This is a genomic window from Pseudanabaena sp. lw0831 (genome assembly GCF_016584665.1).
Lineage (GTDB): Bacteria > Cyanobacteriota > Cyanobacteriia > Pseudanabaenales > Pseudanabaenaceae > Pseudanabaena.
In genome coordinates this window covers 16,218-36,645 of the sequence record NZ_BBJB01000051.1, presented here as the reverse complement: position 1 = coordinate 36,645, position 20,428 = coordinate 16,218, and the positions used below count along the sequence as shown (strand labels likewise).

The following is a 20,428-nucleotide window of genomic DNA, read 5'->3' as shown; positions in this document are numbered from 1 at the left end:
CTGTAGTCGGTGCAATGTGATTTGTATCACAGCCCATTTAATTTTATGCTCTTTGGCAAGTCACGTACTTATAACGATCCAATTCACGGCGCGATCACTCTTGATAGTAACGATCGCACTGAAGCTTTATTGATTCAATTGATTGATACACCTGAATTTCAGCGATTGAGACGGATTCGTCAACTGGATATTGCTTACTTTACATTTCATGGGGCTGAAGGTTCGCGATTCACACATTCTCTAGGTGTAATGGCTTTGACCCGTCGTGCTTTCGACACTATCGCCACTAAATATCCTTACCTATCAATCCATCGGACATTGGTATTAGTAGCGGCTCTACTTCATGACCTTGGACATGGCCCCTATAGCCACGCATCGGAAGAAGTTTTTGGGAGTAATCATGAAATATGGACTTTGCGATTGCTAAAGTTCAGCCAAATTGCTGAGGTTCTGAATAGCTTCTCAACCGAGTTAATTGCAGATTTAGAACGAGTATTTACGAAGAAATATTCTGTGCCATTTATCTATCAGCTAATTTCTAGTCAAATTGATTGCGATCGCCTTGATTATTTGGAACGAGATAGTTATTTCACGGGTGCTAAATATGGGCAGTTGGATCTTGATCGGATTTTACTGGCACTGCGTTTTGATCCAATTTCTCAAAACTTAGTAATTGGTCGTAAGGGAATGGTGGCGATCGAGCATTATTTGACGGTGCGCTACTTTATGTATTTGCAGGTCTATAATCATCCAAAAAATTTGGCGGCAAGATTTTTATTAGAGAGAATTTTTCGCAGAGCCAAAGTCTTAATCGGGATGGGTGTCCAAGATCAAATATTTAGCGATCGCACGATGATGGCTTGGCTAACCAAAGAGCCTCAATCTCTGACTTGTGAAGAATATTTTGCTTCCGATGACATAGTTTTTGCCTATCACATGCATCGATGGCGCGATAGTAGCGATCGCACGCTTGCGGATTTATGCCGCCGCTTTTTAGATCGTGATTTATTTCGAGCTACGGATATTTCGCATTTGGATGACATTCAGCAGCAAGAGAGCCTCGATAGTTGGCGCGAGAAATTGATTTCTCAAGGTCTAGAACCTAAATACTACTGTGGTATCAGAGTCTCACGGACTAAGGGCTATAGCATTTATAAGCAGGGAATTAATGTCCAGACAGAGCAAGGTTTGCAGGATATTGCGCGGTTATCGTCACTAGTACAGGCGATCGTCCAGCCGATTCAGAGAGCATGGCTATTACATCCATAAGCAAAAAAAGGGGTCTTTGCCAGCCGCCCATTTTTTAATTCACTTTGCCAACTAGCCAATAGGTCATCATTTCGCCTTTCCCTTTGACAGGAATCATGCCGCGCTGTTCAAAATTAAATTGATCGCGTAAACGGGAGTATGTCTCTTCCGTAACCTGAATTGCCTTCGGCGATCCCAATGATTCCATCCGACTAGCGACGTTGACAGTATCACCCCATAGATCGTAAATAAATTTCTTTGTCCCAATCACACCAGCAATTACAGGTCCTGAATTAATACCAATCCGCATCGAGATTTGGATGCCTTCCCGTGACTTAACTTGAGAGATAGCCTTTTGCATATCCAGAGCCATACTGGCGATCGCAGCAGCATGATCGGCTCTTGGATCGGGCAATCCACTCACCACCATATAGGCATCACCAATGGTTTTGATTTTTTCGAGTTTGTAGCGATCGCATAAACTATCAAACATCGAAAAAATCCGATTGAGCAGACCGACAAGTTGTACAGGTGACATGTGACTAGACAGTTCAGTGAAGCCAACAATATCTGCAAATAAAACTGATACTTCCTCAAACCCATCCGCCATTGAGGCTCGACTATGCTTGAGCTTTTTAGCAATCTTTTCAGGCAACATATTCAGCAATAAACGCTCAGAACGCTCTTGTTCGGCGCGGAGTTCTTGTAATATGCAAATACGTTCCGTCACATCGCGAAAATACCACACCATCCCATAAAACTTGCCTTCAGGAGAATGTACTTGTCCTGAATAGCAATCAATCACGCGACGATCTGCAAGGTAAATCTCTCGTTGAGTATACTTCTCAGGAGAATCATAGGCATTTTCAAGAGCCTCAACCAATCCATCGGGTAATTGAAGATGATGTTGCAAAAGGCTGAGTAATCCTCCATACTCCACAGATTGCAGAACTGAATCAGGAATTTGCCATAATTCACAAAATTGATTGTTATAGCTAACAATACGACCTTGCTCGTCCACTGCCAAAACCCCATCAAATGAGGTTTCACGCTGAGCCTTTAAAAGTGAGTTACTGCGCTGTAAAGCTTCTTCAAATTCTTTGCGCTGGGTAATACTTGATAATTCACGCGATCGCACAAGTGAAATTGCTATTTGTTGGCATAGCGATCGCAAGACTTGTAAGTACTCAGTTTGTTGTAGTTTTTTACTACCGTTATCCTCTAAATAAATTGCTCCTAGCAATTCACCTGCCTCGCATAGAGGTATACATAGCCCTGCATGAGGGCAATGTGTCAACCAATAGGGATCATCAGCAAAATGTGGATCGGGATTATCTTGATTCCAGATTGTTTCTACGCGATTGTCTAAGGTATAGCGCACCATCAACATTGGCAAACTAGAAGGCTCGGCACATGTAAGAGGCACTCTCTGACCCATTACGAAGCTTGGAGATCGCTCAGAGATCATGGCAGCAATCTCCAATTCTTTACTGTCCACTAAAATGACCGCCCCAGTCTGGGTCTCCGATAGTATTAGTAATACGGAAAGGCTCAGATCGACTAACTTGTCAACATTTAACTCTCGTGCAATATCTTGTGCTGCTTGGAATGCGGCAACAAGATTAACTTGTGACTGTTTGGCATTGTTTGTTGCGCTCATCAATTTTATTTATCACTAAATTTTGAGGGCGAATAATTGATCTGCGATCGTAATGAGAACAATGACATATATCAATCAGAGCCTGAAAAACTTGCTCAACCGTAACCCAAATCATCAATTCGTAGCATCAGACATTTTACTGAACATCTTGACTAAACCAAAAAAAAGGAAATCGACCGCGTAGCGGTCGATTTCCTTTTTAAAGAACCAGTTTTTTGTAGAGCGGCGAAGCCGCGCTACAAAAAATTTGGTTACTCTATGGTGCGAGTTAGCAACACTGGGACTGTGGCATTAACGCGCACATAGTCAGATACTGAGGAACCTAACAAGCGATCAAGATCGGGTAAACTACGGGCGATCGAAGGGCGGCGATCGGGGGAGCCAATCATCAAGAGACTAGTATTAGACTCGTCAGCAAGTTTGCAGATTTCTTTGCCAATGTCACCAGAACTAATAAAGGAGCGTGATGGAATATTCATCCGTTTGAGTTTGGCGCTAGCTTCAACTAAGACAGGATCGGTGTTGACATTGGCATCTTCCTTGCGCTTAACCACCCTTACCAAGAAGATTTCCACATCCTTCGCACCGCTGACGATTTTAGTGGCAAGATCAAGGCAGTTGTTAGATGAAGCTGAGCCATCGACGGAAACCATGACACTACGAATGGTTTTGATGTACACATCGTCTTTGATCAGCAACATTGGTGCGTCAGACAATTGAAAAACATACTGACTGACTGAGTTTGCCAAAATTGCTTGCAATCGACCCATACCACGAGATCCCATGATCATTAAGTCGGGCTTCAGATCTTCAGCTACTTTGCACACAATATCTTTGGGTTCGCCTTCTTTGAGCATCGATACGGTAGTATTACCTGATGTCAAACGCAAACTTTTTACTTCTCTTTCGACAATCTTTTCACCCGCAATGCGATATTCTGTAACCGCTTCCGAGTTAGTTGAGTTGGGGATTACATGCAGTACGTTAATTTGTAAAGTTTGCATACTAGGCAGGGCTAGCAGCATATTCATCATTTCGCGCGATCGCCCCGAACCATCTACAGCCAATAACACTTGTTGATACATATTTTTAGATTTTGAATAAAGTTGCTATATCTTGAGTAAAGCTTAATTACAAGGCGATCGCTGCAAAACGTTGAAATTCTTAAAAATTAAACTCAGAAAGCAAAAAGGGGCGCGAAGCACCCCTTTTTGCTTTCTGGTTATAGAGTGACTGTTTGATTTGCGATCGCTGACTTTTCCGCAGCATTGGCAACTGTAAGGGAATGCAAAATACTCTCATGGCTGGTATAAAGCGGCTTACCTGTAAACAGATGCAAAAGAACGTTTTCGGTATCTTTCTTAAACAAACCTCTGGTCGTCCCTGCGTCAAGCTCCAATGTTCCATCCGCCGTAATTAATTTCCCCTGATCTCCAGAAAAAATCAGCGCTCCGTCACTACCTTGTAACTCCATAATCCGCTCTGGCTGCCAAAAGTTTTCGCCTTTACTATAGCTGACATCGGCAATAACTCCATTCTCAAACTGAAGTTGGGCATTACAGACACAGGAAGTAAAATGACGCGGCAAATTGTCGCCACTATAGCGTAACTGACAAGAGACAGACTTCACCTTTCCGAAAAGAACGATGATCCGATTGAGGCGTGAAACTGCTGCTGTTAACGGAAATCCAAACAAATCTGGCTTGTATGTCCATTTGTCTGGAGCGGGACGCTGTGGACTTTTAGTGGAATATCTCGCATAGAATGGAGTGCCAACTTTAGCTAAATGTTCCATCACTAATTGATGCACACCGCCTAATAGCTCAATATGTTCGACATGCAGCATTAAGTTCTGTTGCTGGGCAAGTTTTACCAATCCCTCAGCTTCAGGGAGACTAAATGATAGAGGATATTCCACAATCACATGCTTTCCCGATCGCAAAGCTTGCCCAACGACCGCCGCATGGTCTCGATTAACATTACAAACCACAACGAGGTCAATATCAGGACGCATGACTAGTTCTGACCAATATTGATACACATTGGCGATCGCAAATTCTTGGGCAATTGCTTGTGCTTTTTCGAGGTTGCCTGCGATCGCTGTCAGGACAATGCGTGGATCTTGACTGAAGATTTCGGTGCGTAACTTGGCAACAAAGCCAGAGCCAACTATGCCAACTCGTAAAGGATGATGAAGATTCTGATAACTAGGAATGGAACTGCTGGTCATGATCAAAGATTATGCTATTAGCAAATGCAAATATACAAGGGGAAGAACCAGTTTCTTGTGGCGCGGCGAAGCCGCGCCACAAGAAACTGGTTCTTTATTAAATCGCGCCCTAGGCGCAAAAATTTATTTGAGGCGATTGAGCTTAGAAGGTGGCAATAGTTTGCGTTCTGGGGCAACTTTTTGACGAGGCGATCGCACATAAAAAACTTTGCGTCCTGTCGTCTCATTTACCCAACGCGCAAAGCGACTCCAAACTTTTTCAGACAAATACTTCTGAGCAACGATCGCTAAGCCAATCACCACCGCGATCGGGAATACTGAGTCAAAAGGATTTCCGTCACGACTGCCAACAAATAGCAGCACCACTGAGGAAATCAGTGCAGAGATTAGTAAAAATTGAAATTTAGACATATGTTTCCTACAGTGTCGGTCAAATATAGCAATTTTTGATCAAGCGAACCAATAGATTTTTTAAAAGTGTTGTGAAGCAACACTTTTAAAAAATCTATTGGTTCGGGTTTGCACGCAAAATCTAACGAGTTTTGAATGTTGTACCATCTTTTGCGATCGGAAGACATTTAGTGATAGCCGTTACACCAATTGCTTGCCATGCTTGTTTCATTGCTTGGGCGACTGATTCTATTGTACTCATTGGGGCTAAAGAAAGTAGTGTTGGGCCTGCGCCACTGATCACCATGCCATAGGCTCCTGCTGCGATCGCGGCTGCTTGCACATCTGCCATGCCTGTAATCAAGCTTTGGCGATAGGGCTGATGTAAGCGATCCTGTAGTCCTGCTTTAAGCCAACTAGCATTCCCTGTCTGAATCCCATGAGTTAGCAATGCTAAATGGGAAGCGTTGAAAACTGCATCATGCATCGAAAATTGTTTCGGCAAAACCTTGCGTGCCTCAGCAGTCGATAGCTCAAAGTCAGGAATTGCAACTGCGATCGCAATATCTTGATGCCATTGCAAATCACAAAATTCCAAGCCACCTGCTTGATTTGAAGCCATCAGTTGACATCCGCCTAGCATCGCAGGAGCCACATTGTCAGGATGTCCTTCCATCGCGATCGCTAAGTCCAATAACTCCATGCGATCGAGCGGCGAACCAGCTAACAGGTTCGCCCCAAAAATACCGCCGACAATCGCGGTTGCCGAACTGCCCAAACCTCGCGATAGTGGGATGGCTGTATCAGTGTGAAATGAGATCGCAGGAATTTTGCGATCGATATGCTGATAAAACTTAGCAATACCCTGATACACAAGGTTTGTCTCGTCCCGCTCTACCTTGTCTGCGCCTTCACCCGATGCGGTGATTGTTAAGCGATCGGCTAGAGAGAATTCAAAACGGTTATAAAGCGAGAGAGCTGCACCGAGGCAATCAAATCCAGGTCCAAGGTTTCCTGTAGTCGCAGGAACAGAAACTTCAAAAATGGTCATGTTGGGAAAATGCTAAATATTGTTTAAGAGGTTTGCGATTTTGAAATCAGTGTGTTTATTTAATGCATAGTTAACCACTCAGCCATATTCTTGAAATCTATCAACAATGCTTTTAACCAGTATGTCCATGCGCGGGTTAGCAAGCACCCTTGCTCCAAGCTCAAGAAGATTGGCTTGACTATAATTTGAAGTTCTACGTGTCAGAAATCTTAATAGAGCTTGAAATAAATTTTTTCCGCGTAATGCTCTAATGTACTGATGATAAATAAAATCTACATCCTCTTGAGAGGGATTAACAAAATTTATTCTTTGCTTAAAGTCAGGACATAGAGTGTTGTTAGGACATATTATGTCTACATGGATATCGCATTGAGAATCACCAGTTTCTTTATATCTATTGACTTCAAATGCAAACCAAGTTGATAGCTCTATAATCAAATTATCAAATTTTTTCACATCACCTTTATCCAAAAATCTATTGAAATTTGGTTCGATATAGAGATCGTTTTCTATTGAATATCCATCCGTAAATACTATTTTTTCGTATTCTCTAGGTACACCAACAAAGAACCACATATCTTTGTCTGCGAGAAATACAGTTTTCGTATTTTTAAATTCATGTCTTCTTTCAAAAACATTGAGGAGCTTAGGTCTTCCGCCACATATAAGAACGTCAACATCATCAATATCAATTAGATCGTTAATTTGATCCTCTAAATATCTGTATACTGAAGCATCATCTTTACCTTCAACTAAAACTGTTAGAAGCGATTTTGTTTCTTTTAGGGTATCTACAATTTCTTGTTCAGAAAGTTCTTTACCTTTACTCATTCACCTTTCTCCTCAGAAAGTATAATTTCCTTGTCAGAGTACTTAGAGTAAATGAAAGGAGAATGTGTGGCTACAATAAACTGATTACTTGACTGTTGCTTCATCAAATTAGCGAATAATCTACGCTGCCAATCTGCATGTAGACTCAACTCAGGCTCATCAATGAATATTACCGAGTCTTCATAAAATGCGTTATAGCAAAGGAAACTCAGCATTTGTTGTTCACCAGCCGACAACAATCTTGAATCAATTGCATCGGTTGACTCTCCAATGACAAAGTCATCAAGCTTAATACCTTTATAGCGTAAAACTTTGATCACTAGTTCAGATAGAATCTTAAAAGGTTTAAGAAGTTCATCACGCTTACTATTAACAGCATTATTCGCTTGCTGTAGTTTAGTGAGAATAGTCAGAGCTTCTTGTTGATCACTTTGAATATCAGACTTAATACCTTCGATTTGATTACTCATTAAAGTACTAAATCTAAGAAACTCCTCATTAGTTTTTTCTGATGCATGAGCATAACGTGAAACTAGTAACAAACCAAGATCGTAAGTTGAGATAGAACATATAAATTTATGTGCTGCAATACTTAAACTTTTGGACAATTTATCAAATTCGCTTTTTATACTTACCTTATCACTATTCCTTTCACTCTGTAATATGCTAACTGTTAAAGGAAATGCACTTCTAAAAGGAGGGCTAAGAGATTGCAATGGTTTTGCAATGCGTCCACTAGTTTGAAAATTCGCCATTAAATATCCTCCCTCAATCCTTCTAAAAGTTGGGAAGAAAAGAGATGATGTATTACTTTCTATTATCAGTGATTGCAATGGTGCAATTTCTTGTGCTGAACTATATGAATCTAAATTAATAAGACCATTTTTTTTAATCTCATTGCCATTATATTCCCACTCAACAACAGTATCTTTACTGTTTAGAGATAGGTTAAAACAGCTTGTTTCTAAGTTAAATGATTCAAAACTTATTTCAGATACAAGACGCTCGATATTTCCTGAAATTGCATACCAAAGCATTTTTAGTAATGTTGTTTTTCCACAGCCATTGATGCCAGTGACAACATTTATGTCATTGTGAAATTCAAAATCACAATCAACTTTATTATTTAGACCTTTGATAGAGACTCTTTTAAGTTTCATATTTCTTTGCCGATCGCGATCGCTTTTAATTGTACAAGAAATTTAGTGTAAGCGTTTTGGCTGAAAGGCGATCTCAAATCTGTGAATATTTTAGCGATTTTAAAAATTGGTATAAAATTTTGATTGAGCACATCGAAAAAATGTAATGAAAGCCAATATTAAAAAGAAATTCAAAGCATTATCAAGTCCCAAATTTATTGGCTATGCATTGATTGGTGCGATCGCGGCTTTGAGTGCGATCGCGACGGGCTTGGAGCTAAATGAAGTCCAAAGTCTCGAACGACAGACCCAATCAGCATTTTTTAACTGGCGTGGCCCGATTGCTCCGCCTAAAGATATTGTGATTTTGGCGATCGATGATCTCTCATTAAGCCAAGGGGGATTTTATGATCCCAAAACTCGTCCCTTTTTAGAACCCTTTCGCACAACCACATGGAAACGTGTAGTCTATGCCCAAGTGCTAGAAAAGCTAGTTAAAGCTGGCGCTAAGGTAGTTTCCTTCGATATTTTATTCGTGACACCTGGAGATCATGGGGCTGCTGATGATGGCAAATTCCAAGCAGCGATCGCTAAATATGGCGAGCGAGCAGTATTTGCCGCTAGTTATGAATTTACGCAAATTGGTGAAGCGAATATTATGCAGCTTGCCTCACCTGAAGGGGTTTTTCAATTAAAACCAAATACATTAGGACTCATTAATTTTCGCCCTGAAGTGACTGATAGTATTCATCGTTTAGGGGTGCAGCCGCCCGCAGATAGTGGTTTACCGATTGTGCCAACTTTCGCCGCTTCAAGTCTGAATGTATCGAAGATTAGTTATCCCAAGCCCAAGGGCGATGGAATTTATTTTTTTGGTGGCGCAGATACATGGACAAATGCTCAGCAACAGATTCCCTTCTATTATGTGATCGATCCATACAATTGGAATAGCGAACAACTTCAAGGCGGTAAATTTTTTAAAGATAAAATTGTTCTGATTGGGGCAACGGCTGCATCAAAACAAGATATTCAAAACTCAGCGATGGGTAGAATGGCAGGGGTGGAAATCCACGCCAATGCGATCGCTACGCTCATGCAAGGCAAAAGCATGGCTGGGTTATTTGCTAATCCAATGCAGCAAGGTATCTTTACGCTGCTGTTTGTCGGTATATCAGGTGTTATCCTATGCAGATTTAAGCGTCCAACTACCCAGATATTAACGGCTTTTATCATTGCGATCGCTTGGTTTGGAATTGGATATGTCAGCTTTATTTACACGAGTACGATTTTGCCAGTGGCAATTCCTGCGATCGCAATTAGTTTAAATGGAATAGCACTTTTAACTACAGGCTCTATTGCAGCCCAAATCGACAAGATCTTGCTGCGGCGCACCCTAGAGCGTTATGTCGCCGCGCCAATTGTGGAAGAAATTGTCAACCAGCCCGAAAGTTTTCGCGATCTATTGGAAGGACGGACAATTAAAGCTGCGGTTCTCTTTTCAGATATTCGCGGCTTTACTACGCTTTCTAGTCGTCTTCCTGCGAAATTGCTAATCCAACAACTAAATACTTATCTTGGCGGCATGGTGGACGCAATTTTGGAATATCAAGGCACAATTGATAAATTTATCGGCGATGCAATTATGGCTGAATTTGGCTCACCTGTCTCGCGGGGAGAGAAAGCCGATGCAATGAATGCGATCCATGCGGCTCTAAATATGCGATTTGCCCTAATGGAACTTCGTAAGGTGTGGCAAACTGAAAATAAAATCCCGTTCTCAAATGGGATAGGCATTAATTACGGAGAAGTAACGGTTGGCAATATTGGCTCCTCGCGCCGTCTCGAATATGCGGTAATCGGTGATACGGTTAACGTGGCAAGTCGTGTCGAAGGGATGACTAAGGAACTTGAGACAGATATTGTAATTACTGGTTCGCTTTACGAAATTGTCAAGGATGAGATCGATGTTGTTGATTTTGGTGAACATGCGCTCAAAGGTAGGGTTGGCAATGTAAGGCTCTATGGTGTGATTGGTTTGAAAGGTAGTGATCGCGAAATTTACGATCAAGTCCACAACGATCTTAAGCGACATACTGCGGTGATCGACATCCTCAAAAAAGGTCAGTTACCAACCCGCCGTGAGTAAACAGCATTAAAATTGTGGCTTCGCCACAATTTTAATGTCTGATTTAATATCTGAATTCTTTAATCAAAGAGACAATTTGCGCGATCGCATTAGCATCTTCGCTCTTGTTCATATTCTGAATATATTCATCACGACGCATATTAAGATCTGCGATCGCCGCTAATAAGCTTTCACTAGTCAAATCTTCTTCAAACAGAACGGCACTATAGCCACGAGCTTGAAAAGACTTGGCATTGAGAATCTGATCGCCACGGCTGGATAATTTTGATAGAGGAATAAGCAAATTCGGTTTTCGCAAAGTCAAAAATTCAAATACGGCATTTGCTCCAGACCGCGACACAACTAAATCCGCGATCGCTAAAATATCCGCAAGTTCAGTTCCTAAATATTCAAATTGCTGATAGCGCTGATGTTCTTTAAGATTACTGTCTAGATTCCCTTTACCACAGGCATGAACAACTTGATAGTTTTGCGTAAGAGCATCTAAAACTGAACGGACAGCTTGATTGATTTTCGCAGAGCCTGTACTGCCCCCAACCACAAATAGAACTGGCAAATCGGCATTAAATCCACAGAATGATCTTCCCTTCTCTACATTCCCTTGGAGAATATCGGGGCGAATTGGTAAGCCAGTATGTTTTACCTTTGCAGCGTACTTCGCCAAATGCTTAGCAGTCTCAGGAAATGTAACACAGACTTTAGTTGCAAAAGGAATTGATAGGCGATTGGCTAGACCTGAGGAAAAGTCTGACTCGTGGATAATTACAGGAATCCGTTGCAGCCAACTAGCAAAAATAACGGGGACAGTGACAAAGCCACCCTTAGAAAAAACAACTTTGGGCTTGATTTTGGCGATCGCAAAATAAGCATCAAATATGCCTTTAATTACTTTAAAAGGATCAATGAAGTTCTGCCAAGAAAAGTAACGTCGCAGTTTTCCAGACGAAATACCGTGATAGGGAATACCAGCTTCGGCAACCAGTTGTTTCTCAAGCCCATGATTAGAGCCAATATATACAATTTCCCAGCCATCGGCTTCAAGACTAGGAATTAAGGCAAGATTTGGGCTAACATGACCAGCAGTACCGCCGCCAGTCAGTACAATTTTAGGTTTCTTTGCTAATTTCTGATTAGTTACGCCCACAGGTATTTATTGGCTCTAGATATTTGACTATTGAGAATACTGATAGGACTTACGCAAAAATGGCTTGAAATCCGCATTTCATCGTAGGGGCAATTCATGAATTGCCCCTACATTTCGTTCTTTTGAATAAGTCCTAACTGAATTATTCATTGCAAGTATTGTAGCGATCTCATGGCAATTTTCCAATACACAGCAGCGCATAGCGCTGTAAAGTCCAAAGATTGTGAGGCGGCGCTTCGCGCCGCCTCACAATCTTTGGGTAATGTCTATATTATAAAAGCTAAAAATAGAGACGGCGTTTTGCGCCGTCTCTATTTTTAGCTTTGGATAGGTTTCATGTGAAAATTAATTAAGGAAATAAAAGCTCAAATTTCAAGAGTTATGAACCAAATCTGGCAAGATTTCAAGAAGCCGATCCGTAATAGTCTTAAATATGCAAAAGCTTTAGTCAAAGGATATCCATTCCATTATGCTAATCAGCAAAATCCCGATCATAGCGATCGCTACTTGCACAAATGGACTGAGTTCATTACTCCGATCCCCGATCGTGGTACACCAGAAATTCGGGCTAATCGGATTTGGAACTTGCAACTTGCTGCTCAAAAACTCAACTGCCTTAACATTGCCCCACAAAAGATTTTTAGCTTTAGCGATCGCATAGGTGAACCGACTAAAACTAATGGGTTTCGGGAAGCTCCAGTATTTATCCGTGGTCAGGTGATAACTGATGTGGGTGGAGGTTTGTGTCTAATTGCTACTAATATTTTTAATACTTTACTTTATGCAGGATGCGAGATTTTAGAACGGCATTGCCATAGTATCGATGCCTATGGAGAATCAAGATTTTATGAGTTAGGACAAGATGCGGCGGTAGCTAATGGATATAAGGATTTAATCATTCGCAATCACAGCCAAATTCCTTTACAATTGCGCTTTCAAGTATTAGAAAAGGAAGGCAAAGTTGAATCTAGTCTTTGGGGTAATGCACCAAAACCTTGGCAGGTAAGGGTAGAATCGCAAATAGTTGAGCAGCTACATCCACCAGATTCTCAATATCTATCAGGCTGGATTATCGCCACTTCGCGCTATATCAAAAGCGAATTAGAGCAATCATCTACGTGGCAGCGTGATTATGAGGCTGTTAGCCTTTATCAGCCATGCATAAAGTCTTAAAGAGAGTGGCGGCGCAAAGCTCCGCCACTCTCTTTTGGGTTAAACTTTAGAGGAAATTAAGCCAAATCAAAGACTAGAATTTCGGCGTTACCTTTACCTATCAATTGCAAATCGCCAATCTGATCGCTAGAAATAGCATCACCAGTATTTAACAAGCGATCGCCTACTAACACAGAGCCGCTTGCGACCTGTATCCATGCATAGCGATTTTGATTAACGGTATGCGTCACCTCAGCACCATCTTCGAGAATGGAAGCATAAATATAGGCATCTTGATGAATAGTGACTGAGCGATCGCGCCCATCAGGAGAAGCAATCAACCGCAAATGGTTAAGCTTTTCCTCCCGTGAGAAAGAGATTTGTTCATAGCTTGGCTTTACGTTTTCTTGATTTGGCAAAATCCATATTTGCAATAAATGAGCAGCTTCCGTTGCCGAAGGATTAAACTCACTATGGGTAATGCCAGTGCCTGCGCTCATTCTTTGGACATCGCCAACATTAATAACTGAACCATTTCCCATGCTGTCCTTATGCTCTAAAGCGCCATCCAGCATATAGGTAATAATTTCCATATCGCGATGGGGATGGGTTCCAAATCCTTTACCACCAGCAATCTGATCTTGATTAATTACCCGCAATGAGCGAAAAGCCATATGTTGCGGATCGTAATAGTTAGCAAAGGAGAAGGTGTGATAACTATCGAGCCATCCGTGATTAGCATGACCTCTTTCTTCTGATTTACGAATAGTAAGCATATTTTTTTCCCTGAGTAATTGTTTGAATGATTTGCAGTGCCAAAGGCACTGCAAATCCTGACTTAAAGCTTTGTATGTGCACCGTCACAGAATGGGGCATTACCTGTGTGTTTACATAGACAAAGAGCAACTTTCTTGGTTTCTGTCACTTCAAAGGCAAGAGGTGTAAAACCTGTCCCTTTATGTGCGCCGTTACAATAAGGTTGATTGGTAGATTCACCGCAGGTGCACCAGTAATAAGTTTTGGGTTCCAGTTCCAAGACAACAGGTTTCTTGTCAACAATCTTAGGCTCGCTCATTATTTTTTCCAAATGCGTTGGTTACTGACAAATCAAATATAATTGCTATGCACTCTCTTAGTAAAGTATGCACTTTTTTGTAAGGTACATACCAAAAAGATACTATGGAAAAATATTCTGATACTTTTATCATTAATCCCTTACCTGATATAGACTGTAGCGCTGCCTACCAGAGCGATCGCCTTAGCTGTCCTGTCGAGGCTACTCTTGATGCGATCGGCGGAAGGTGGAAAGTTTTAATTTTGCACGAACTTTTTAATGGTACGAGGCGTTTTGGCGAATTACATCGTAGCTTACATGGCATTACTCAAAAAATGCTGACTCAGCAATTGCGAGAAATGGAACGTGATGGGCTAATACATCGCGAAGTCTATACGCAAGTCCCACCAAAAGTAGAGTATTCTCTAACGCCATTGGGCAAAACCTTACAGCCAGTATTAGATGCGATGCATTTTTGGGGCAAAAGATATTTAGAACAGCAATAAAAAAAGATGCCCTATAGCGGTTTTCAGTTGAGTGCGACAAAAAAAACGTAGGGGTAATTCATGAATTACCCCTACGTTTTTTTTGTCGTGAAGAAAGCGCGATCGCTTTATTTACTTACCGCCTTTTTTTAGCGCCAAGATTACTTCGACTTCAGCAGTGTCTGCGTTAGGATAAACCGCAGTTCCAGCTAAGCCACGGATAGATTCAATCAAAGCTTTTGCCTCAGGAGGAGTTTTTGCTTTCTCAGCAGGGGGGATGAAAGTTTGGAAAATGCTCCAAGCGCGATCGGCATCAATATAGAAGTAGCCAACATTGTTAGTAGGTAGAGTGCTAATTACTGACTTGAAGGTAGGATCAGCATCGATCGCAATTGCAGGCTTCGGAACGAAGAGAGACACTATGGGAGATGCAGTAATAAAGAGGGTGTCCTGTTGGCTCCAGCCATGAGAAACGATCGCGCCAGCTCCAGCCGCCGACCATTCTGTAACTGATACTCCGCCGACATCTTTTTTAGCTACCGTTGCGCCATTCTTAGACGCAAAATCATCTAGTTTCTTAAACAAGGATTCAGCAGCAGCACGGTTTGTGGTTTGCAGCATTAATAGAGGTGCAAGCCCTTGGGATTGTGCCAAAATTCCTTCTGGTTTTCCAGATACAGCAGTGAAAGCATATTCGCCATCCATCCAGCCAAAGATATCCTTATCAAGGTCGATCGCCAAGGGGGAAGACTTCAGTTGGGTTCTGATGTCATCAATTCCCTTCTTGACTTCAGGTGTATTATCGGCTGACTTGACAAATTGCTCCCATGAATTCTTGATATTAAACCCAGTGGTTACCATAAATGCTTGGGCAGGAATTTGACTCATAACCTTATTTGGCGAGTTCTTGAGTGCAGCAATGGCGGCAGGATCAAACTTGCCAGTTGCTTTAAAGCGAATGCCTGCATCATCAATGCCAAATCCCATATTCACAGATTTAATCTGTTTCAACTGAGCCAGAGTCTGTGGGGGAATTGTCTCTGCTTCAGGGTTTAATGCTGCTAGCTCAACAATCGATCCACCAAAGTTAGGGATATAAAATTGGATAACTGGATTTTGGATCTTAAGATCGTCGGCACTTGCGGCACTTGCTAACGAAGCGTCACCTTTAAAGGTGTCGATCGCCATTTTAACGTCTTGTTCGTTAGCACTGAGGACGAGGTAATCCCCAACCATGGCAGTTTTGCCCGCTTTAGCACCTTCACCATATTGGGTGATTGATACGCCTTTATAATCAGATTTGGTTTCTTTGCCACCTGCTTTGGCTTTCACCTTGTCAGTCAAAAACTTCTCAGCTCCAGCTTTGTCTTTAACTTCAATTACGATCAGTCCATTTGGTTCTGTCTTGGCTTTCGGAGTAACTTTGTCCTGAACAAACTGAATCGAGCCTGTATCGCTCATAGGAACATAGCGATTTTGAATGACCTCTTGTGATTTGCTAGGTAATAGGCTGGCAGTTTTTCCAGAAGGCAAAATGGCGATAGTTACACTTTTGCCGATCCAAGGCTTTACATCTTTTTCGTAGTCAAAATCACTCGAAGCAAACCCTTTCTTTGCATCAGCGATCGCCTTGTCGTAAAGCTTTCTAGTTTCTGGTGACAGGAACTGCTCTATTTTTGACAGGGCTGCACTGTCGGTTGACATAGAAATTGCCATCAATGACCGTTTTGGCACAATCGCAAGTGTTCCCGCAGTACTACTACCTGTAGGCAGAATATTGGGCTTATTTAAGAAAAAATAAGCACCTATACCCCCTGCAACCACTACAGCCGCACCACCAATAATTGGTAGTAAATTTGGTTTTGTTTCAGTCATAAATGCATACCTCACACTTGTCAATTTCAACATGACAGTATAGAGCTTAACTTAGAGACAACCATAGACTCAATTCACTGATGTATTGTGAGTTCGCTCACATCAACCTTGTTTAAATAACAATTTAAAGCATGTACTAAATCCCCTATTTACTTATGTGGTGATACATTCAAGCAAGTATTACTGTCACAAGCTAATAAATAGTAAATAGATAGAAAATCTCCCTAAAGGATGAGACTTAAAATTTCAGCAATTTTAAAAAATATTTTGAAGAGATTTGAGTAAGGTTGGGATGCTATAGCAATGTAAGTTTTGCTTAGGACATAAAACCCAAAAGATGAGTGGCGGCGCTTCGCGCCGCCACTCATCTTTTGGGTTTTGATTTGTCCTAGATATCTCTTGCGTTGCTATAGGCTCCCGAACCTCACTCAAAAGTCAAGCCATGCTGGGATAACTTGCCATGCTTGGTTAAGAGATTTATCTAATATTTTGTAATTTGGCTCAAACTTACAAACTAATTTCCAAAACTTATCTGAATGATTCATGTGGACTGTGTGGCAAAGCTCATGAATCAGCACATATTCAACCACATTGGTTTCGAGGAATAGTAGTTTGTAGTTGAGGCTGATGTTGCGGTTGCCTGAGCAGCTACCCCATAAAGTCTTTTGGCTACGCACTGCCGTAGTACGATAGGGTAAATTAGCGCGAATGCTGACTTTGCGTAACCAACTAAACAAATGTTTTTCCGCCTTTTGCATTAGCCATTGCTTCAGAAAAAATTTACAAGCTTCAACATCAGCAATATTGCCATTTACGACTAGCTTTAGCTCAGATTTCTTTTCTTGGATTGCGATCGCTCTTGATTTCGTAGGAGAGTTACGATATTCTATCTGCCATTCTTCACCTAGCGATCGCAAATTGATGCTGTCAGGTAACTCATGGGGAGCCTGTGACTGAAAAAAAGCTTCACGCTGATCGAGCTTGAGTTGATTGCGAACAATCCAATCGCGCTTTGTTTGGACGAGTTCAGGAACTTTTTGGCGATCGTAATCAACAGGGATAACGACTTCTAAACCAGCTTCTACAGAAAGCGAAAGACGTACAGATTTGGCGCGATCGCTCACACGCACAGTGTAGGCTGGCAAATCAGCATTAATTAAAGACTTGGAACCAGATGCCATAGGTTTAATCTTGAGCTTTAATCTTGAATCAAAATCGTGCCTGCAAAGCGAGCATTTAAGCGATCTCGCTCACGGTGGGCGTTACTACGATTAGTATAAGTCCGCACTTGTATATAAGATTTACTTTTGAAAATAGTCACAAAAGCATCGGGGGCAAGTTCACGTATCTGTTTTAAAGTATTAGCATTTGTATTGGGAACTAAGACGCGATAAATCGTAGCAGTAGAAGTGGGGTTTGTTGTGGAAGTTGGGACTGAATTTGTGGGGATAGAACTAGTGGTATTTGTTGTCATCGGCGAAGCAATCAGTGATGCCCCAATTACTTGTGCAGCTAGTCCTTGACCTCGGAGTTTTGTAGCGATCGCACTGGCGCTCTGTTGACTTGATAGTGGCGCTGCTAAAAGTACCGAACGATTATTAAATGTTGCTAAAACTGCATTCTTTCCAGATAGAGTTTGCACCTGTTGAATTGCCATATTTGGTTCTTTGCTAAGTTCCACCAAGACTACGGCAGCTTGTAAATTAGCAGGAATATCATTTACTTTTGTTGAGAAGGAATGTACAACTGCATCTAGTCCTAATGCTCGTAATTGATTTGCTCGAAATGTAGAAGACTGGACATTATCAAACCCACCAAAAAAAGTCATGGAAGTATTGAGATAATCACAGGGTACTGCGGCAATTGCAAGAAATTCTGGCAACTGAGGTAACCGGTTAGCTGGGCGATCCAGTATGACGACGTAACGGCGATTAGTTAGTTGTTGACAGGTTAGCGTAGAGCTTACAGGCTGAGCGATCGCTGTTGATGCATTGCCTAGACTGTTAGTTAAGGCAATGCAAGTTAGAAAAATACTATTAGCGACATAATTGGTGGCAATAGCCCACGAGAATCTGCTGCTAAGTCTTAACGGTTTCATGTTGTTAAACCCATTGCCTTTAGAGCTGCTATTTTGATCATCTCTTTGCTGACCAACTTGTCATAGTTGAGATATACCACTATATGTTGCGAATTGTCATGACTAGAGCAAAAAATTTTGCTTACAAAAGGCTGTAATATTCTTAATTATTGGGTAAAAAATCAAAATTCTCTAAATAAATTTCCATATAACGCCGTATTGATAACGGAGTCAAGATCGTGGCAAATAAAGAACATCTGATCCAACTGCAAAAAGGGGTAAGTAGTTGGAATATGTGGCGATCGCAAGAACATCGCTTACAAATCGATCTTATCGAAGCAAACCTAGCCTATGCCGAAGTTAGTAAAGCTAACTTTAGCTATGCGGATTTAAGTTTGGCGAATTTGGGCGGTGCTAATCTCATCGGCGCAAATTTGCGGGAAGCCAATCTCACGTTGGCAAATCTCAGTGGCGCAAACCTTAGCTTTGCAACATTTCAGAATGTCACACTCTGCATGACTAACCTTAGTGGCACAAATTTAAGTTTGGCTAATCTCAGTTCAGTCAATCTCAGCCTCACAAACCTCAGTGGGGCAAACTTGAGTGGGGCAGTGTTACGCAATGCGAATTTAATGGGGGTGAATTTTAGTGGGGCAGATTTAACTAATGCCGATCTTAGCGATGCAAATATGAGTGGGGCAAATCTTAATGGTGCAAATTTGAGTAATGCTTCATTGTGCGAGACTGAGTTAAGTGGGGCAATCTTAAGTGGGGCAAATTTAACTAATGCTAATCTTAGTGGTGCAGTTTTGAGAAAAACAGACTTTAGTGGCTCTAAGCTCAAAGAAGCAGATTTAAGAAATACCGATCTTCATGCCGCCAAGTTTGATGGCGCTCTTTGGGAAAATGCTAAGCGTTAATACACAAAACCGATTTTAGGGTTTTCAGAGCCTGCGGCTCTGAAAACCCTAAAAGTAACTTATCCTTCCCAGATTTTGGATAGGACTGTCTGCGGTGAGATCGCTTTAAGCGATTGACCTGCGATCGCTTGCACATATTTGATGCGTTTTTCGTTAAGCGGTAGCAATGATCCAGCAGGAGTATTTGCTCCTAAAATCGCCACTAAGGCCGTGCCAACTGCAACACCTAATTGCATTGCGTCACCTTCGGCACAAATAAATAGATTCGCTGAGGCAATAAATGCGGTCAGTTTGCCGATATCAGTCGGACTAGTAATTATGAGATTTGGGACTTTAGCAGTTAATTGCTTCAGCAAATCAGCATTGTTGACACTATCGATCGCCACGATTGGCAAATTGGGGAGTTTAGCTTGAATATCGATCGCGATGATCGCCCAGCTCTCCGCAGGATAGTTAGCATAAGCGCCACAATTCAGCAGGATAAAACCACTTTGCTGAATGCCGAGACGCTTTTGCTCGCTTGCCGCCCAGTCCAAATCATTTTTGGGGAGCGTAACCTTAATCGGTGGACATAACTTCTGGATATTGATCGCCATCAACAAGTTATGTTTTTGGGCTGCTGCATATTCTTGAGGATCGGCGGTAATAATATCTGTCAGCAAGAAGTCACCCTGCCCTGCAAAGGATATTCGCTTGGGAATACCGCTTAACCATAACAAGATATTAATCGAAAAGCTAGGCTGCGTAACGATCGCTGCATCATATTCGCGATCGCGAATGGTTCCGAGTAAGTTGCCAAAATCTGCTAACGAGTTGCGATCTTTGAAATCAAACTTGAGGACTCGGTTCACAGATTGGCAAACGCGATAAGCTGCCATTGCCCGTGGTTCGACTACCACATCAATCTCGGCCTTGGGATACTGTTGTTTAAGAGTATCCAATGTCGGGAAAAATAGTAACTGATCGCCAGTTCCACCAGGAACCAAGGCCAGTATTCGCATCATATTTATACATCTCTAGACGAAG

The 20,428-nt window shown here is 41.7% G+C and carries 19 protein-coding genes; 5 read left to right on the top strand and 14 right to left on the bottom strand.

Features of this window, described 5'->3' with window-relative positions; all coding sequences use genetic code 11:
• Positions 1-45 precede the first annotated feature (45 nt).
• A complete protein-coding gene (locus tag APA_RS09280; RefSeq protein ID WP_201322006.1) occupies positions 46-1,269 on the top strand; it encodes an HD domain-containing protein in 1,224 nt (407 codons plus the stop codon).
• Positions 1,270-1,303: 34 nt separating this feature from the next.
• Here the strand turns inward: APA_RS09280 and APA_RS09275 are convergent, their stop codons facing one another.
• The 7 genes from APA_RS09275 to APA_RS09245 all read right to left on the bottom strand — a co-directional run bounded on the left by APA_RS09275 (position 1,304) and on the right by APA_RS09245 (position 8,570).
• Positions 1,304-2,908, bottom strand: coding sequence for an adenylate/guanylate cyclase domain-containing protein (locus APA_RS09275; protein ID WP_201322005.1), 1,605 nt, complete (start codon positions 2,906-2,908; stop codon positions 1,304-1,306).
• Between the two features lie 251 nt (positions 2,909-3,159).
• Complete coding sequence (locus tag APA_RS09270) at positions 3,160-3,993, bottom strand: universal stress protein (protein WP_201322004.1); 834 nt, start codon at positions 3,991-3,993, stop codon at positions 3,160-3,162.
• 137 nt (positions 3,994-4,130) lie between these two features.
• Entirely contained in the window at positions 4,131-5,138 is a 1,008-nt protein-coding gene (locus APA_RS09265) for a Gfo/Idh/MocA family protein (RefSeq protein ID WP_201322003.1), read from the bottom strand.
• 123 nt (positions 5,139-5,261) lie between these two features.
• The gene (locus APA_RS09260) at positions 5,262-5,549 is read right to left on the bottom strand and encodes a hypothetical protein (RefSeq protein ID WP_142653132.1); all 288 of its coding nucleotides are present in this window, start codon (positions 5,547-5,549) and stop codon (positions 5,262-5,264) included.
• 121 nt (positions 5,550-5,670) lie between these two features.
• Positions 5,671-6,579 carry a homoserine kinase gene (gene thrB / locus APA_RS09255; protein WP_201322002.1) on the bottom strand — a complete coding sequence of 303 codons (909 nt, stop codon included), beginning with the start codon at positions 6,577-6,579 and terminating at the stop codon, positions 5,671-5,673.
• 78 nt (positions 6,580-6,657) lie between these two features.
• The gene (locus APA_RS09250) at positions 6,658-7,410 is read right to left on the bottom strand and encodes a DUF4435 domain-containing protein (RefSeq protein ID WP_201322001.1); all 753 of its coding nucleotides are present in this window, start codon (positions 7,408-7,410) and stop codon (positions 6,658-6,660) included.
• Positions 7,407-8,570 carry an AAA family ATPase gene (locus APA_RS09245; protein WP_201322000.1) on the bottom strand — a complete coding sequence of 388 codons (1,164 nt, stop codon included), beginning with the start codon at positions 8,568-8,570 and terminating at the stop codon, positions 7,407-7,409. Before APA_RS09245 ends, APA_RS09250 begins: the two co-directional genes overlap by 4 nt.
• A gap of 145 nt (positions 8,571-8,715) precedes the next feature.
• On the opposite strand from APA_RS09245, the gene APA_RS09240 reads away from it, so the two are divergent.
• A complete protein-coding gene (locus tag APA_RS09240; protein WP_201321999.1) occupies positions 8,716-10,695 on the top strand; it encodes a CHASE2 domain-containing protein in 1,980 nt (659 codons plus the stop codon).
• Between the two features lie 43 nt (positions 10,696-10,738).
• Here APA_RS09240 and APA_RS09235 read toward each other — a convergent pair whose 3' ends face one another.
• Positions 10,739-11,839, bottom strand: coding sequence for an undecaprenyldiphospho-muramoylpentapeptide beta-N-acetylglucosaminyltransferase (locus APA_RS09235; protein ID WP_201321998.1), 1,101 nt, complete (start codon positions 11,837-11,839; stop codon positions 10,739-10,741).
• A 381-nt stretch (positions 11,840-12,220) separates the two neighbouring features.
• Between APA_RS09235 and APA_RS09230 the strand changes: the two genes are divergently transcribed.
• Positions 12,221-13,012, top strand: coding sequence for a VanW family protein (locus APA_RS09230; RefSeq protein ID WP_201321997.1), 792 nt, complete (start codon positions 12,221-12,223; stop codon positions 13,010-13,012).
• Between the two features lie 56 nt (positions 13,013-13,068).
• Here the strand turns inward: APA_RS09230 and APA_RS09225 are convergent, their stop codons facing one another.
• Together APA_RS09225 and APA_RS09220 are read right to left on the bottom strand one after the other, a co-directional pair.
• Positions 13,069-13,767 carry a pirin family protein gene (locus APA_RS09225; protein WP_201321996.1) on the bottom strand — a complete coding sequence of 233 codons (699 nt, stop codon included), beginning with the start codon at positions 13,765-13,767 and terminating at the stop codon, positions 13,069-13,071.
• Positions 13,768-13,829: 62 nt separating this feature from the next.
• Complete coding sequence (locus APA_RS09220) at positions 13,830-14,066, bottom strand: CDGSH iron-sulfur domain-containing protein (protein ID WP_094530166.1); 237 nt, start codon at positions 14,064-14,066, stop codon at positions 13,830-13,832.
• Between the two features lie 104 nt (positions 14,067-14,170).
• Between APA_RS09220 and APA_RS09215 the strand changes: the two genes are divergently transcribed.
• Positions 14,171-14,551, top strand: a complete 381-nt coding sequence (locus APA_RS09215; RefSeq protein ID WP_201321995.1) for a helix-turn-helix domain-containing protein — start codon at positions 14,171-14,173, stop codon at positions 14,549-14,551.
• A 111-nt stretch (positions 14,552-14,662) separates the two neighbouring features.
• Here the strand turns inward: APA_RS09215 and APA_RS09210 are convergent, their stop codons facing one another.
• The 3 genes from APA_RS09210 to APA_RS09200 form a co-directional block, all read right to left on the bottom strand.
• The gene (locus APA_RS09210; RefSeq protein WP_201321994.1) at positions 14,663-16,405 is read right to left on the bottom strand and encodes a DUF3352 domain-containing protein; all 1,743 of its coding nucleotides are present in this window, start codon (positions 16,403-16,405) and stop codon (positions 14,663-14,665) included.
• Positions 16,406-16,833: 428 nt separating this feature from the next.
• A complete protein-coding gene (locus APA_RS09205) occupies positions 16,834-17,586 on the bottom strand; it encodes a M48 family metallopeptidase (protein ID WP_201321993.1) in 753 nt (250 codons plus the stop codon).
• A 17-nt stretch (positions 17,587-17,603) separates the two neighbouring features.
• Positions 17,604-18,503: a hypothetical protein gene (locus APA_RS09200; protein ID WP_201321992.1), complete on the bottom strand. Its 900-nt coding sequence runs from the start codon at positions 18,501-18,503 to the stop codon at positions 17,604-17,606.
• A 218-nt stretch (positions 18,504-18,721) separates the two neighbouring features.
• Between APA_RS09200 and APA_RS09195 the strand changes: the two genes are divergently transcribed.
• On the top strand, positions 18,722-19,402 hold the full coding sequence (locus APA_RS09195; protein ID WP_201321991.1) for a pentapeptide repeat-containing protein: 681 nt from the start codon (positions 18,722-18,724) through the stop codon (positions 19,400-19,402).
• A gap of 59 nt (positions 19,403-19,461) precedes the next feature.
• Here APA_RS09195 and APA_RS09190 read toward each other — a convergent pair whose 3' ends face one another.
• Positions 19,462-20,406, bottom strand: a complete 945-nt coding sequence (locus APA_RS09190; protein ID WP_201321990.1) for a glycosyltransferase family 9 protein — start codon at positions 20,404-20,406, stop codon at positions 19,462-19,464.
• Positions 20,407-20,428 lie beyond the last annotated feature (22 nt).